Origin of the sequence: Dactylosporangium sp. NPDC051541 (genome assembly GCF_044454505.1) — a bacterium.
Taxonomy (GTDB): domain Bacteria; phylum Actinomycetota; class Actinomycetes; order Mycobacteriales; family Micromonosporaceae; genus Dactylosporangium.
On the sequence record NZ_JBITDU010000028.1, the window covers coordinates 21132 to 37670 of the forward strand.

General features: G+C 73.4%; 1 protein-coding gene (cut by a window edge). It reads right to left on the minus strand.

Features of this window, described 5'->3' with window-relative positions; translation table 11 throughout:
- Positions 1–16539: the 3' portion of a non-ribosomal peptide synthase/polyketide synthase gene (locus ACIA8L_RS53725; protein WP_395917635.1), read on the minus strand. The gene runs 43908 nt beyond the window's last position; only the last 16539 of its 60447 coding nucleotides appear in the window; its start codon lies off the right edge, out of view; its stop codon occupies positions 1–3.

Genomic DNA, 16539 nt, shown 5'->3' on the forward strand with positions numbered 1-16539 from the left:
TCAGAGCTCGAACTCCTCGAAGTCGCCGTCGGCTCCGTCCACTCCGACCGCGGCCCGCATGACCACGACCGCGAGAGCGGCAACGGACGGCGCGTCGAACAGTGCCGCCACCGACAGTTCGACCCCGAACGCATCCCGGATCCGCGAGACCACCTGCGTGGCGAGTAGCGAGTATCCGCCGAGCTCGAAGAAGTTGTCGTGGATGCCGACCCGGTCGACGCCGAGGACGTCGCCCCAGATCCCGGCGAGGACCTCCTGCGTGGGCGTCTGCGGCGCGACGAACGCGTCCTCAAGCTCCGGCCGCGACTGATCCGGCGCCGGCAACGCCGAACGATCGACCTTACCGTTGCCGGTCAACGGGATCGCGGCCAGTTCGACGAACAAGGCCGGAATCATGAACTCCGGCAGCCGCTCCCCCAAGAAGCTCCGCAACTGTGTGACCGACGGCATCCCATCCTCGGCCACCAGGTAGGCAATCAGCCGCCCACCGTCGGCGACGATCACCGCGCCGCTGACGGCCGGATGGGTCAGCAGAGCGGCCTGAATCTCCGCCGGCTCAATCCGATACCCACGAACCTTGACCTGATCATCCGCCCGGCCGAGGAACGAGATCAACCCGTCCGGACGGCGCTTCACCACGTCACCGGTCCGATACAACCGTCCACCCGGCGTGAACGGATCAGCCACAAACCGTTCGCCGGTCAACTCCGGCCGACCTCGATAGCCCCGGGCCAGCGCCGCCCCACCGACATACAGCTCGCCGTGCACCCCGACGGGCACCTCACGCAGCGACCGATCCAACACATACAGCCGAACGTTCGGCAGTGGTGCACCGATCGGGACCACCACATCGTCGAGCACAGCGTCGCTGAGCCGAACCGTCGCCACGCCGATCGTCGTTTCGGTCGGGCCGTAGTGGTTGGCGATGACCCGGTCCCCGGCGGCGGCCACGAGGGATCTGGCCAGACCAATCGGCGTCGCCTCACCACCCAGCACCAGCGTCCGCGACGGCAGCAACTCCTCCAACGGCGCGGCCTCTAGCAAGCTGGCCAGATGGGACGGGACGATCTTCATGTAGTCGGCGTCGTGGCCGGCCACATCGTCAGGGTCGAGGTAGAGCAGGCGGCCGCCAGTCGTGAGCGCGGTGAACAGCACCGTGTTGCCGAAGTCGGTCGTCGGTGGCTGCAGCAGCGCGTAGGTGGCGCCGGCTGCGCCGATGCCCAACCGCTCCGGCACGGTGGTGATGTAGTTGAGCAGCCCGCGGTGCGTGACCTGGACCGCCTTCGGGCGGCCCGTCGAACCCGACGTGAACATCACATACGCGACCCGGTCCAACGCCAGACCGGGCACCTGGGGGGCCGTGTCCGGCATCGCGTCGATCATTGGATCATCCAGCAGGACCGTGCGCAGCCGACCGACCGGCAGATCACCGATCAGCTCGGCGGAACCAACCAGGACCGAGACGCCCGCCTCGGCCAACTGGAACTTCGACCGCTGCACCGGCAACGACGGGTCCAAGGTCACGTACGCGCCGCCCGCCCGCCACACCGCCAGCACCGCACGCACAAAATCGTCGCCACGCTCGACCGCCAGGCCGACCACCGACTCCGGGCCCACACCGACCGACCGCAGACAGTTGGCCAGTTGGTTGACCCGCGGGTCCGGGAAGTCGATCAGCGCATCCACGCCCGACACCGCCGGCAGTTCCAGCGCCGGCGCCTCATGCCAGGAGCCCGCCGAGAGCGCCATCCGCGACAGCGGCACGGTCGGGTCTTCGGCGACCGCGGACACCAGCTCCAGGAAGTGGGCGATCAAACGGCGGATCGTCGCCTCGTCGAACAACCGCGTCGCGTAGTGGACCGCGCCGACCAGCCCGGGGCCGCTCTCCGCCACGATCAGTCGCAGGTCGAACTTGGCCAGCGCGGCCTGCACCTCGCCGGCCGGTTCCGGGTCCGCCTGGGCCGTGAAGTAGTTGAACAGCACCTGGAACAGCGGGGTACGGGACCGGTCGCGGTCCTGGACCAGTTCGTCGACCAGACGCTCGAAGGGCACGTCCTGATGCGCGAACGCCTGGAGGGTCTCGGTCCGCACGCGGGCCAGCAGTTCGCCGAACGTCGGGTCACCGGACAGGTCGGTGCGCAGGACCAGGGTGTTGACGAAGTAGCCGATCAGGCCCTCGATCTCCGAACGGTTCCGGTTGGCGATCGGGGTGCCGACGACGACGTCTTCCTGGCCCGAATACCGGGAAAGGAGGAGGACGTAGAGGGCAAACATTGTCATGAACATCGACGCCCCCGACTCGCGCGAGAGCGAGCGCAGCCGTTGGGCGATGCCGGCCGGGATAGCGAAGTCGATCATCGCGCCGTCCGCGGAGCGGACCGGTGGGCGTGGGTGGTCGGTGGGCAGTTCCAGCACCGGGGCATCGGCGAGGCGGTCCAGCCAGTAGGTCAGCTGGGTCTCGAGGACCTCGCCCTGGAGCCATCGGCGCTGCCAGGCAGCAAAGTCCGCGTACTGGACGGGGAGCGGCGCCAGGTCCGGCTCGACGCCCTCGCGGGCCGCCGCGTACAGGGCCTCGAGCTCGCGCTGCACGATCTCGCCCGACCACTCGTCGCTCACGATGTGGTGCATCGACAGCACCAGCAGGTGGTCGTCGTCGGCGAGGCGCAGCAGGGCCGCCCGGAACAACGGCCCGGCGGTGAGGTCGAACGGCACCACCGCGTCACCGGCCAGCCAGGCCTCCGCAGCGTCCGCGGCCGATGGTGCATCCACACCATCAACCGCCGACCCCGTAGCCGGCGACACGTCCAGCGGCAGGTCGACCGGCTGCTCCGCTTCCGTGCCCGAGGCCGCCGGTAGCAGGACCAGCGGCAGGTCGACCGGAGCCGGCTGGTCGATGACCTGGTGGGGAGCGCCGTCGGCGTCGGCCACGAGCCGGGTCCGCAGCACCTCGTGGCGCGTGACGAGGCCGTCGAGCGCGGCGGCCAGCGCCGTGCGGTCGACGTCGCCCCGCAGCCGGATCATCGTCCGCAGGTTGTACTCCGCCGACTCCGGCTCCAGCTGGGCCAGGAACCACAGGCGCTGCTGCCCGAACGACAACGGTAGCCGCTGGCTCCGGTCCACCGGCACGATCGCCGGCGCGGCGACACCCGGCGAGGTGCCCTCGACCGCGGCCGCCAGCCCGGCCACCGTCGGCGCGTCGAACACCGCCGAGACCGGCACCTCAACCCCGAACACCGCCCGCAGCCGCGACACCACCCGCGTGGCCAGCAGCGAGTGTCCGCCGAGCGCGAAGAACTCGTCATGCACCCCGACCCGTTCGACGCCGAGCACGTCGGCCCAGACGTCGGCGATCAGCTCCTCCACGGGCGTCCGCGGGGCCACGAACTCCGCCCCGGCCACCACGTCGACCGCCGGCAGCGCCCGCCGATCGACCTTGCCATTGACGTTCAACGGCAGCGCGGTCAACTCCACGAACACACCCGGCACCATGTACTGCGGCAACCGCTCCCGCACCAGCCCCACATTCACCACGCCGACCACATAGGCGATCAGCCGCGACTGACCATCCACGGTCACCACCGCCGCCGACGCCCCCGCCTCCCGCAACACGGCCTCGACCTCACCGAGCTCGATCCGGAACCCGCGCACCTTCACCTGGAAGTCAGCCCGGCCCAGATACTCAGGCCGCCCATCTGCGGCCCAGCGCACCAGGTCCCCGGTCCGATACAACCGCGACCCAGCCGGCCCAAACGGATCGGCGACGAACCGCTCCGCCGTCAGCTCCGGACGCCCCAAGTACCCCCGTGCAACACCGGCACCCCCGATGAACAACTCACCGACGGCGCCGGTGGGCACCTGATTCAGGCAACGATCGAGCACATACCAGCGCGTCCCAGCGATCGGCGATCCCAACGTGATCCGGCCGCTGGCCGTTACCTCATCGACGGCTGACCAGATCGTCGTTTCCGTCGGCCCATACATGTTCCAGACGGCACCGGCCCGCTCGAGCAACGCCCCGGCCAACGTAACGGGCAGCGCCTCACCACCACACAACACCCGCAGCCGGTCAGAACCCGTCCAGCCGTCCTCGACCAGCATCTGCCACGTCGCCGGCGTCGCCTGCATCACCGACACCGACTCCATCAACCCCGCCAACAACCGCGGCGAACGCGTCGCCGCCTCATCCGCGATCACCACCCGCCCACCAACCACCAGCGGCAGCCACAACTCCAGCCCCGCAATGTCAAACCCGAACGTCGTCACCGCCAGGACCACATCCTCGGCCGACAACCCCGGACGCTGGGCCATCGCCGCCAGGAACGACACCAGGTTGCCGTGGGAGACCACGACACCCTTCGGGCGACCCGTCGAACCCGACGTGTACATCACGTACGCCGCCTGGCCCGGGCGGGTTGCCGCCGGCACACACGGCGCCTCCTGCAAGGGCAGGGCACCGCTGTCCGCCAAGATGTAGGCGAGCCGCTCGTCCGGCAACTCCGGATCCAACGGCAGATACGCCCCACCAGCCCGCCACACCGCCAACGCGGCAATGACGAACTCCACACCACGACCCAGGCGCAAAGCCACCACCGACTCCGGATCGAGCCGACCGGCCAGCGCGCCCGAGCGGCGCCACAGGCCCGCATACGACAGCGATTCGTCACCAGCAACCACCGCGACCGCGTCCGGCGTTTCAGCCACCCGCGCGGCGATCAGGTCCACCACCGAGCCGCGCCACGGAGCCGCCGGCCCACCGTCACCCCACGCGGACGTCTCCAAGGGCACTTGCGACAAGCGCCGGCCCGAGTCCGAAGCCACAACCGCCAGCACGCGCTGGAGGTGTGAGATGAGACGAACGATCGTCGCGTCCTCGAACAGCACCGTGCTGAATTGCACCGAACCCGTGACGGCCCCGCCCACCTCGGCCATGACCACGGACAGGTCGTACTTGACCGACATGGCCAGGCGCTCCCCGGCCTCGTCACCCGCCTCCCCATCCTCCACCACGTGGTTGAACAGCACCTGGAACAGCGGCGTCCGCGACCGGTCCCGCTCCACCCCGAGCGCGTCGACCAGATGCTCGAACGGCACATCCTGATGGGCATAGGCCGCCAGGGTCTCCGACCGCACCCGCCCCAGCAGTTCGCCGAACGTCGGATCATCGGACAGGTCAGTGCGCAGGACCAAGGTATTGACGAAGTACCCGATCAGGCCCTCGATCTCGGACCGGTTCCGGTTGGCGATGGGTGTGCCGACGACGATGTCGGTCTGGCCGGTGTACCGCCCGACCAGCGCCCCGAACGCGGCAAAGAGCGTCATGAACATCGAGGCGCCGGCGTCGCGGGACAGCGCGCGCAGGCCCTCGACAACCTCGGCCGGGACGACAAAGCCGATCGACGCTCCGTCCGAGGAGCGCACCGGCGGGCGTGGCCGGTCCGTCGGCAGCTCCAGCACCGGCGCACCGGCCAGGTGGTCGGACCAGTAGGTCACCTGCTCGTCGAGGACCGGTCCGGTCAGCCACTCCCGCTGCCAGAGCGCGAAGTCGACGTACTGCACGGGAAGCGGCGGAAGCTCCTCCCCCGCGTACAGCGCGGCCAGCTCGCGGCGCAGGATGCCGGTCGACCACTCGTCACAGACGACGTGGTGCATGGCGATGGCGAGGATGTGCTCGTCGTCGCGGAGGCGCAGCAGCGTGGCCCGGAACAGCGGGCCGGTGGCGAGGTCGAACGGCCGCGCCGCGTCGCGGGCCAGCCACGCGCCGGCCGCGTTGGGGTCATCATCGCCGGACAGGTCCACGATGGACAGCTCGAACGGCGCCGGCGGGTCGATCACCTGCACCGGGTCGCCGGCCGGGCCGGCCACGAGCCGGGTCCGCAGCACCTCGTGCCGGGCCACCAGGCCCTCGAGGGCGGCCGCCAGCGCCGTCGGGTCGAGGGCGCCGCGCAGCCCGATCCGCATCGGCACGTTGTACTCCGCCGAGGCCGGGTCCAGCTCGGCCAGGAACCACAGCCGCTGCTGGGCGAACGACAGCGGCAGCGGCCGGTCCCGGTCCACCGGCGCGATCGGCGGCGCGGCGACGACGGCTGTGGCGACAGCTACCGCCGCGGCGACCCCGGCGATCGTCGGGGCGTCGAACAGCGCCGAGACCGGCAGCTCGACGCCGAACGCGGCCCGGATCCGCGACATGACGCGCGTGGCGAGCAGGGAGTGCCCGCCAAGTTCGAAGAAGTTGTCGTGTACCCCGACCCGCTCCGCCCCCAGCACCTCGGCCCAGACCGTCGCGAGGGTCTCCTGGACGGGGCCGGCCGGCGGCACGTACCCGTCGCCGGGCCGCAGCCGGGCGCCGCCGGCGGCGGGCAGCGCCGCCCGGTCGACCTTACCGCTGCGGTTCACCGGCAGCGTCGCCAGCTCGACGAAGAGCGCCGGCACCAGGTACTCCGGCAGCCGCGCGCCCAGCCAGCGCCGCAGCTCGTCCACGCCCGGCACCCCGTGCCCGGCGTCGGCGGGGACCAGGTAGGCGGCGAGGCGGCGGTCCGGCTCCTCGCCGGCGGCGACCACGACGGCGTCGCCGATCGCCGGGTGCCCGCGCAGGGCCGCCTCCACCTCGCCCGGCTCGATGCGGAAGCCACGCACCTTGAGCTGGGTGTCGGCCCGGCCCAGGTACTCGATCCGGCCGTCGCCGCGCCACCGGGCGCGGTCGCCGGTGCGGTACAGCCGGGCGCCGTCGCCGGCCAGCGGGTCGGCGACGAAGCGCTCGGCAGTCAGCTCGGGCCGGCCGGCGTAGCCGCGGGCGACGCCGGTGCCGCCGATGTACAGCTCGCCGGCCACCCCGACCGGCACCGGCCGCAGGAAGCGGTCGAGCAGGTGCACGCGGGCGCCGGTGATGGGCGCGCCGATCGACGGCACGGCCGCTCCGACCGGCACCGCGCCGCCGGTGGCGCACACCGTCGCCTCGGTCGGCCCGTAGGCGTTGACCAGCCGGACCGGCGCCGCCCAGGCCGCGGCCAGTTCGCCGTCGAGCCGCTCCCCGGCGCTGACCACGGTGGCGATCCCGGCCAGGTCGGCGGGGCGCAGCACGGCCAGCAGCGACGGCGGCAGGGTGGCCACGGCGACGCCGGACGCCCGGATCAGCGCGGCCAGGGCGGCCGGGTCGGCGCGGTGCTCCTCGCCGGCCACGACGAGCCGGCCGCCGCCGGCCAGGGTCACGCACAGCTCGGACACCGACGCGTCGAAGCCGAACGACGCGAACTGCAGCACCCCGGTGCCGGCGCCGATGCCGAACAGGTCCAGCTGCCCGGCGACCAGCCCGGCGAGGCCACGGTGCGGCACCACCACGCCCTTGGGGCGGCCGGTCGAGCCGGACGTGAAGATGACGTAGGCGGCCTGGTCGGGGTGCGGCGCGGCCGGCGGCGGGTCGGCCGGCTGGGCGGCAACCAGCGCCGCCACGCCGCGGTCGTCCAGCGCCACCGTGCGGACCCGGCCGACCGGCAGGTTGTCGATGGTCTCCTCGACGCCGACGAGCACCTCGACCCCGCCGTCGGCGAGCATCGTGGCCAGCCGCTCCACCGGGTAGCCGGGGTCGAGCGGGAGGTAGGCGCCGCCGGCCAGCCACACCGCGAGCACCGTCCAGGCGAACTCGGGCCCACGCGGCAGACACACGCCCACGACGATCTCCGGCCCGACGCCGGTCGCGCGCAGGTACCACGCGAGCCGCGACGCCCGCCGCCACAGCTCGGCGTAGGACAGCGACTCGGCCCCGAACCGGACGGCCTCCGCGTCCGGCGTCTGTGCGGCCCACGCGCCGATGAGGTCGGGCACGAGTCCTTCGGGGGCGGTGCCGCCGTCGGACCACGACGCCAGCGCGGCGTTCTCCGGTTCGCTCAGCATCGGCAGTACCGACAATGGGGCTCGAGGATCGGCGAGCACCGCCGCGGTCAGGGCGGCGAAGTGCGCGGCCAGCCGCTCGATCCGGTCCCGGTCGAACAGCGCCGGGCTGTACTGCACCTTGCCGGCCAGCGCGCCCCCGCGCTCGGCCAGGATGAAGCGCAGGTCTACCCCGCCGGGCACCTGGACGTCGGCGGACCCGCCGGCGGTGTCGCCGCCGCCGCCGGTCTCGGTGAAGTAGTTGAACAGCACCTGGAACAGCGGGCTGCGGGACCGGTCGCGCACCACGCCGAGCTCGTCGACGAGCTGTTCGAACGGCACGTCCTGGTGCTCGTAGGCGGTGAGGGTGGCGGCGCGGACCCGGTCGAGCAGCTCGGTGAAGGCCGGGTCGCCGGACAGGTCGGTGCGCAGCACCAGGGTGTTGATGAAGAAGCCGATGAGGCCCTCGGTCTCGGCCCGGTTCCGGTTGGCGATCGGGGTGCCCACCACGATGTCGTCCTGGCCGGCGTACCGGCCCAGCAGGGTGTTGAATACCGCGAACACGGTCATGAACATGGACACGCCGGCGTCGCGGGCCAGCGCCCGCAGGCCGTCGGCGACCGCGGCCGGCACCGTGAACTCGACCAGGGCGCCGTCGGCGGAGCGCACGGCCGGCCGGGGCCGGTCGGTGGGCAGCTCCAGCGTCGCCACGCCGTCGAGTCGCTCGCGCCAGTAGCCGACCTGCGCCTGCAGGACCTCGCCGGTGAGCCAGCGGCGCTGCCAGGCGGCGAAGTCGGCGTACTGCACCGGCAGGGCGGGCAGGTCCGGCTCGACGCCCTCGAGCGCGGCCGCGTACAGGGCACCCAGCTCACGGTCCAGGATGGAGGCCGACCATTCGTCGCCCACGACGTGGTGCATGCCGAGCTCCAGCACCGCCTCGCCGGGACCGATCCGCACGAGTGTGGCCCGGAACAGCGGCCCGGCGGCCATGTCGAACGGCACGAGCGCGTCCGCGGCCTGCCACTGCGCCGCGGCCGCGTGCGGGTCGGGCTCGCCCGAGACGTCCACCGTGGACAGCCGGAACCGGGCCGGCGGGTCGATCACCTGCCAGGGCACGCCGTCGGCGTCGGCGACCAGCCGGGTGCGCAGCACCTCGTGCCGCGCCACCAGCCCGCTCAGCGCGGCCACCAGGGCCGGCTCGTCGAGCTCGCCGGTGAGCCGGATCGACATGGGGGTGTTGTACTCCACCGAGTCCGGCTCCAGCTGGGCCAGGAACCACAGCCGCTGCTGCCCGAACGACAGCGGCAGCGGCTCGTCCCGGCGCACCGGGGCGATCGGCGGGGTGGCGGCCGAGGCGAGGGCGTCCAGCGCGGCGGCGAGCCCGGCGACGGTCGGCGCGGCGAACAGCGCCGCGACGGGGACCTCGAGCCCGAACGCCACCCGGATCCGCGAGACCACCTGGGTGGCCAGCAGCGAGTGCCCGCCCAGGGCGAAGAAGTCGTCGGCCGCACCGACGCCCTCCACCCCGAGCACCTCGGCCCAGATCGCGGCGAGCCGCTCCTGCACGTCACCGGAGGGCGCCACGAACTCGTCGGGCCGGGCCAGCCGCCCGGTGTCGGGGGCCGGCAGCGCGGCCCGGTCGACCTTGCCGTTGCGGTTCAGCGGCAGCGCGGTCAGTTCGACGAACACTGCCGGGACCATGTACTCGGGCAGCCGCTCGCCGGCCCAGTCGCGCAGCCGCTGCGCCGCCGGGGCGCCCGCCTCCGGGTCGGCCGGCACGACGTAGGCGACCAGGCGCCGGTCGGCGTCGTCGCCGTCGGCCACGACGCAGGCGTCGGCGAGGCCCGGGTGGGCCCGCAGCACGGTGGCCACCTCGGCCGGCTCGATGCGGAAGCCGCGCACCTTCACCTGTTCGTCGCTGCGTCCGATGTACTCCAGCAGGCCGTCGGCGCGCCACCGGACCACGTCGCCGGTGCGGTACAGCCGGGTGCCGTCGGACGCGAAGGGGTCGGCCACGAACCGCTCGGCGGTGAGGTCGGGCCGGCCGCGGTAGCCGCGGGCGAGGCCGGGGCCGCCGAGGAACAGCTCGCCGGAGACGCCGGCGGGCACCTCGTTGAGCGAGCCGTCGAGCACCAGCAGCCGGGCGCGGCCCAGCGGCCGGCCGATCGGCGGGCGCCCCGGCTCGTCGGTGACCAGGGCCGCGCAGGTGGCGACCGTGTTCTCGGTGGGTCCGTAGCCGTTCATCAGCCGGAGCCGGGGTGCCCAGACCGCGGCGACGGTCGGGTCGAGCCGCTCGCCCGCGCTGATGATTGTCGACAGGCCGCCGACGTCGGCGGGGTCGAGCACGGCCAGCAGCGACGGGGGCATGGTGGCCACGTCGACGCCGGCGTCGCGCACGAGCGCGGTCAGCCGGGCGAGGTCGGTGCGGTCGGCCTCGTCGGCGACGACCAGCCGCCCGCCGAAGGCCAGCGCCAGGCAGACGTCGAACACGAAGGCGTCGAAGCCGAAGGAGGCCAGCTGCAGTACCGCCGGATGAGCCTCTTCCCCGAAGAAGTCGACCTGGCAGAGCATCATGTTCACCAGCCCGCGGTGGGTGAGCAGGACGCCCTTCGGCCGGCCGGTCGAGCCGGAGGTGTAGGTGACGTAGGCGGCCTGGTCGGGCTGTGGGGCCGGGGGCTGGCCCGGGGCCGGCTCCAGCTCGTCGAGCTCGTCGAGCCAGGTGACGGCCACGCCGGACGCCGCCAGCTCGGCCGCGGCCTCTGGGTGGCCGAGCACCAGCGCGGCCCCGCCGTCGGTGGCCATGTACGCCAGCCGGTCGGCCGGGTACCCCGGGTCCAGCGGCAGGAAGGCGCCGCCGGCCCACCAGACGGCCAGCGCGGTGGCCACGAAGTCCAGGCCGCGGGGCAGGCACAGCCCGACGACCGTCTCCGGCCCGACGCCGAGGGCGTGCAGCCGGCCGGCGGTGCGCCCGGCCCGCTCGGCCAGCTCGGCGTAGGACCACCGAACGGCGCCGAACCGCAGCGCCTCCGCGGCCGGCGACTCGGCCGCCCGCGCGGTGATCAGCGCCGGGGCGAGGGGCAGTCCGCTGACGTCGGCGTCGCCGCCGGTGCCCCAGGCCCGCAGCGCGGTGCGCTCGGCCGCGGTGACGAGCGGCAGCTCGGACAGGCGCCGCCCGCGGTCGGCCGCCACCGCGGCCAGCAGCTGCTGCAGGTGCCCGATGAGGCGCACGATCCGGTCATCGTCGAAGAGCATCGTGCTGTACCGCACCGACGCCTCGAGTCCGCCCTCGGTCTCGACGAGCAGGAGGGCCAGATCGATCGGCAGCGCCTTGGGCTCCGGTCCGGTGTCGTCCGTCTCCTCCGGCCGGGCCAGCGGCCCGTCGGCGGCCGTCTCGTAGCTGAACAGCACCTGGAACAGCGGGTTGCGGGACAGGTCGCGCGGCACGTCCAACTCGTCGACGAGCCGCTCGAACGGCAGGTCCTGATGCTCGTAGGCGGCGAGGGTGCCGGCCCGGACCCGGTCGAGCAGCTCGGTGAAGGCCGGGTCGCCGGACGCGTCGGTGCGCAGCACGAGGGTGTTGACGAAGTACCCGATGAGCCCCTCGATCTCGGCCCGCGTGCGGTTGGCGATCGGGGTGCCCACGACGATGTCGTCCTGGCCGCTGTACCGGGCGAGGAGCGCCGTGAACGCGGTGTAGAGCGTCATGAACATCGAGGCGCCGGCGTCGCGGGCGATGGCCCGCAGCCCGTCGGTGACGCCCGGCGGCACCGTGAACCGGCGGGCCGCGCCGGCGTTGGAGCGCTGCGCCGGGCGCGGCCGGTCGGTCGGCAGCTCGAGCGCCGGCACGCCGTCGAGGCGGTCACGCCAGTACCGCAGCTGCGCGTCGAGGACGTCGCCGGTCAGCCACCGCCGCTGCCAGGCGGCGAAGTCGGCGTACTGCACCGGCAGCGACGGCAGATCCGCCGGCGTCCCCGCCTGGGCCGCGGCGTAGAGCGCGTCGAGCTCACGGCGCAGGATGCCGGCCGACCACTCGTCGCCGACGACGTGGTGCATCGCCAGCGCCAGTGCGTGCTCGCCGGCGCCGAGGCGCAGCAGCGTGGCCCGGAACAGCGGCCCGGCGGCCAGGTCGAACGGCACCACCGCGTCCGCGGCCAGCCACGCGTCGGCGGCCGCGGCCGGGTCCGCGGCCCCGGACAGGTCGACCAGCGGCAGGTCGAACGGGGCCGGCGGGTCGATCACCTGCCGTGGCACGCCGTCCGCGCCGGCGACCAGCCGGGTGCGCAGCACCTCGTGCCGGGCCACCAGCCCGCTCAGCGCCGCGGCCAGCGCCGCCCGGTCCACGTCGCCGGTCAGACGCATCGCGGCCGGTGTGTTGTACTCCACCGAGCCCGGGTCGAGCTGGGCCAGGAACCATAGCCGCTGCTGCGCGAACGACAGCGGCAGGTCGCCGCCGCGGTCCACGGGGACGATCGGCGGTGCGGCTCGGGCGGGCGCCGCGGCCTCCACGACGGTGGCGAGGCCGGCGATGGTCGGCGCGTCGAAGAGCGCCGCCACCGGTACCTCCACGCCGAACGCGATCCGGATGCGGGACACGACCTGGGTGGCCAGCAGCGAGTGCCCGCCCAGGGTGAAGAAGTCGTCGTGCACGCCGACGCGGGTCAGGCCGAGCAGCCCGGACCAGATCTCGGCGAGCCGCTCCTGGCTGGGCGTGGCCGGCGGGGCGTAGGCGCCCTGCAGCTGCGGCCGGGCGTCGTCCGGGGCCGGCAGCGCGGACCGGTCGATCTTGCCGTTGGGCGAGAGCGGGAAGGAGGCCAGCTCGACGTAGAGCGTCGGCACCATGAACTCCGGCAGCCGGCCCAGCAGCCCGGCCCGCAGCTCATCGGCGTCGGGAACGCCGACCGCCGGGTCCGCCGGGACGAGGTAGGCGACCAGCCGCTCCCGCGCGTCGGCGACCACGACCGCCGAGGCGACGGCGGGGTGCTCGGCCAGGGCGTACTCGACCTCGCCGGGCTCGATGCGGAAGCCGCGCACCTTCACCTGCACGTCGGCCCGGCCCAGGAACTCGATCTGGCCGTCGGGGGTCCAGCGGCCGAGGTCGCCGGTGCGGTACAACCGCGAACCATCGCCGGCGAATCCGTCCGCGACGAACCGTTCGGCGGTCAGCTCGGGCCGCCCGCGATAGCCCAGCGTCACGCCGGGTCCGCCGATGAACAACTCGCCGACGACGCCGGCCGGCACCGGACGCAGCCACCGGTCGAGCAGGTGCACGCGCATCCCGGGCAGCGGGACGCCGATCGGCACCGGGCCGTCCTCGGCCAGCGTCATGTCGCCGACCACGCCGAACGTCGAGTCGATGGCGGCCTCGGTCACGCCGTAGACGGTCAGCAGCCGCACCCGGTCGCCGAGTACCCGGCGGGCCCGGGCCGCGGCGGCGCTGCGCCACACCTCGACGGTCACGATCAGCACCCGCAGCGCCGGCAGCGACCGGCCGGTGCTCACGAGGTGTTCGACGAGCGCGTCGACGTACCGCGGCGTGCTCTCCAGCGCCTCGATCTCGGCCTCGGCCAGCAGCGCGGCGAACCCGGCCGGCTCCAGCTGGGCGCCCGGCTCGCCGAGCACCAGCGTGCCGCCCAGACCCAGCGAGCGCACCACGTCGCCGGTGAACACGTCGAAGCTCGCGCTGGCCAGCGACAGCCACCGCAGCCCGCGCCGGCCGGGCATGTGGGCGCGGGCCCAGCCCTCGAGGACGGCGTGCAGCGACTCGTGCGGCACCAGGCTGCCCTTGGGCCGGCCGGTCGAGCCTGACGTGTAGATGACCGCGGCGGGCGCAGCCGAGGGGACCGGCACCCGCGGGTCGACGGCCGGGCAGGCGGCGATCGCGGCGGCGACCTCCGGGTCGTCCAGCCACACCGCCGGCACCGTGCCGGACAGGCCACCGGCCAGGGCGCGGTCGGCGACCAGCACCGACACGCCGCCGTCGGCGAGCATGAAGGTGAGGCGGTCCCTCGGGTACGCCGGGTCGAGCGCCAGGTAGGCCGCGCCGGCCCGCCAGACGGCCAGCACCGCGGCGACCAGCCCGACCCCGCGGGGCAGGGACAGGCCCACGATCGCGCCGGGCCCGACGCCGAGCCCGCGCAGGTACTGCGCCAGCCGGTCGGCCCGCTCGAACAGCTCGGCGTAGGTCAGCGTCGTGTCGGCGGCGACGACGGCGGTCGCGGCCGGGTCGGCCGCCGCCGCGATCAGCTCGTGCACCCCGCCGCCGGACAGCGGCACCGGCCCGCCGTCGGACCAGTCCCGCACCGCTGCCGCCTCCGCCGCGGTGAGCACCGGCAGCGCCGACAGCGGCCGGCCGGCATCGGCCGCGACCGCCTCCAGCAGCACCTCCAGGTGGCCGAGCAGGCGCCGGATGGTCGACTCGTCGAACAGCGCGGTGGCGAACTCGAGGCCGCCGGCGAGGCCGCCGTCGCGTTCGCCGATGGACAGCGTCAGGTCGAACAGCGCCTTCGCCGACCGGGCCTCGCCGTGGGGTGACGCACCGGCTCCGTCCTCGGCGCTCAGGTACAGGAACAGCACCTGGAACAGCGGGGTGCGGGACCGGTCGCGGACCACGCCGAGCTCGTCGACCAGCTGCTCGAACGGCACGTCCTGGTGCGCGAACGCCTGCAGCGTCTCCGCCCGAACGCGGCGCAGCAGTTCGCCGAACGTTGGATCACCGGACAGGTCGGTGCGCAGCACGATGGTGTTGACGAAGTACCCGATCAGGTCTTCGATCTCCGCCCGGTTGCGGTTCGCCACGGGGGTACCGACGACGATTTCCTCCTGCCCGGTCCAGCGGCCCAGCAGGGCAGCGAAGGCGGCGTACAACGTCATGAACAGCGACACGCCGGACTCGCGCGACAGTCTCCGCAGCCCGTCGGCCACGTGGGCCGGGACGGTGAAGTCGAGGGCGGCCCCGGCGTTCGACCGCACGGCCGGCCGGGTGCGGTCGATCGGCAGCTCCAGCCTCGGCGCGCCGGTGAGCCGGTCGCGCCAGTAGCTGATCTGCCCGTCCAGGACGTCGCCGGTGAGCCAGGCGCGCTGCCAGGCGGCGAAGTCGGCGTACTGCACCGGCAGCTCCGGCAGCGCCCGATCGCCGGCGTAGAGCGCGTCGAGCTCCCGGTGCAGGATCGGCGTCGACCACTCGTCGCTGACGACATGGTGCTTGGCGATGGCGAGCACGTGCTCGTCCGGCGCGATCCGCAGCAGGGTGGCCCGGAACAGCGGCCCGGTCGCGAGGTCGAACGGCACGGCCGCGTCGGCCGCGAGCCACCCGGCCACGTCCTCGGCCGCGATGTCCACAATGGGCAGGTCGAACGGGGCGGGCGGGTCGATCACCTGCCACGGCACGCCGTCCTCGTCGGCGACGAGCCGGGTGCGCAGGACCTCGTGCCGCGCCACGAGCGCGCCCAGGGCCGCGGCCAGGGCGGCCACGTCGAGTTCGCCGGTGAACGTGATCGCGACCGGCGTGTTGTACTCCGTCGACTCCGGCTCCAGCTGCGCCAGGAACCACAGCCGCTGCTGCGCGAACGACAGCGGCAGCTTCTGGCCGCGGTCGACGGCGACGACGGGCGGCGCGCCGGTGCCGGTCGCAGCGCCCTCAATGACGCTGGCGAGCGCGCCGACGGACGGCGCATCGAACAGCGCCGCGACGGGCAGCTCGACGTCGAACGCGGCCCGAATGCGGGAGATCACCTGGGTGGCGAGCAGCGAGTGCCCGCCGAGTTCGAAGAAGTTGTCGTGTACGCCGACCCGGTCGATGCCCAGGATGTCGGCCCAGATGTCGGCAAGGATTTCCTGGGTGGGTGTCTGCGGCGCCTGGTATGTGGCGTCGAGCTCGGGCCGCGCCTGATCCGGGGCCGGCAACGCCGAACGATTGACCTTGCCGTTACCCGTCAGCGGAATCGCGGCCAGTTCGACAAACACCGCCGGGATCATGAACTCCGGCAGCCGCTCCCCCAGGAAGCTCCGCAACTGTGTGACCGACGGGATCCCGTCCTCAGCCACCAGGTAGGCAATCAGCCGCTCGTGGTCGGCGACAATCACCGCGCCGCTGACGGCCGGATGGGTCAACAGAGCAGCCTGAATCTCGGCCGGCTCAATCCGATACCCACGAACCTTGACCTGATCATCCGCCCGCCCGAGGAACGAAATCAACCCGTCCGGACGGCGCTTGACCACGTCACCGGTCCGATACAACCGTCCACCCGGGGCGAACGGATCAGCCACGAACCGTTCAGCGGTCAACTCCGGCCGGCCCCGATAGCCCCGAGCCAGGGCCGCGCCCCCGACGTAGAGCTCGCCGTGCACCCCGGCCGGGACCTCACGCAGCGACCGGTCCAACACATACAGCCGAACGTTCGGCAGCGGCGCACCGATCGGGACCACCACATCGTCGAGCACCGCGTCGCTGAGCCGAACCGTCGCCACCCCGACCGTGGTCTCGGTCGGGCCGTAGTGGTTGACGATGACCCGGTCCCCGGCGGCGGCCACGAGGGACCTGGCCAGACCGATCGGGGTGGCCTCACCACCCAGCACCAACGTCCGGGACGGGAGCAGCTCCTCCAGCGGCGACGCTTCGAGGAGGCCGGCCAGATGCGACGGGACGATCTTCATATAGTCGGCGCCGTGGCCGGCCAC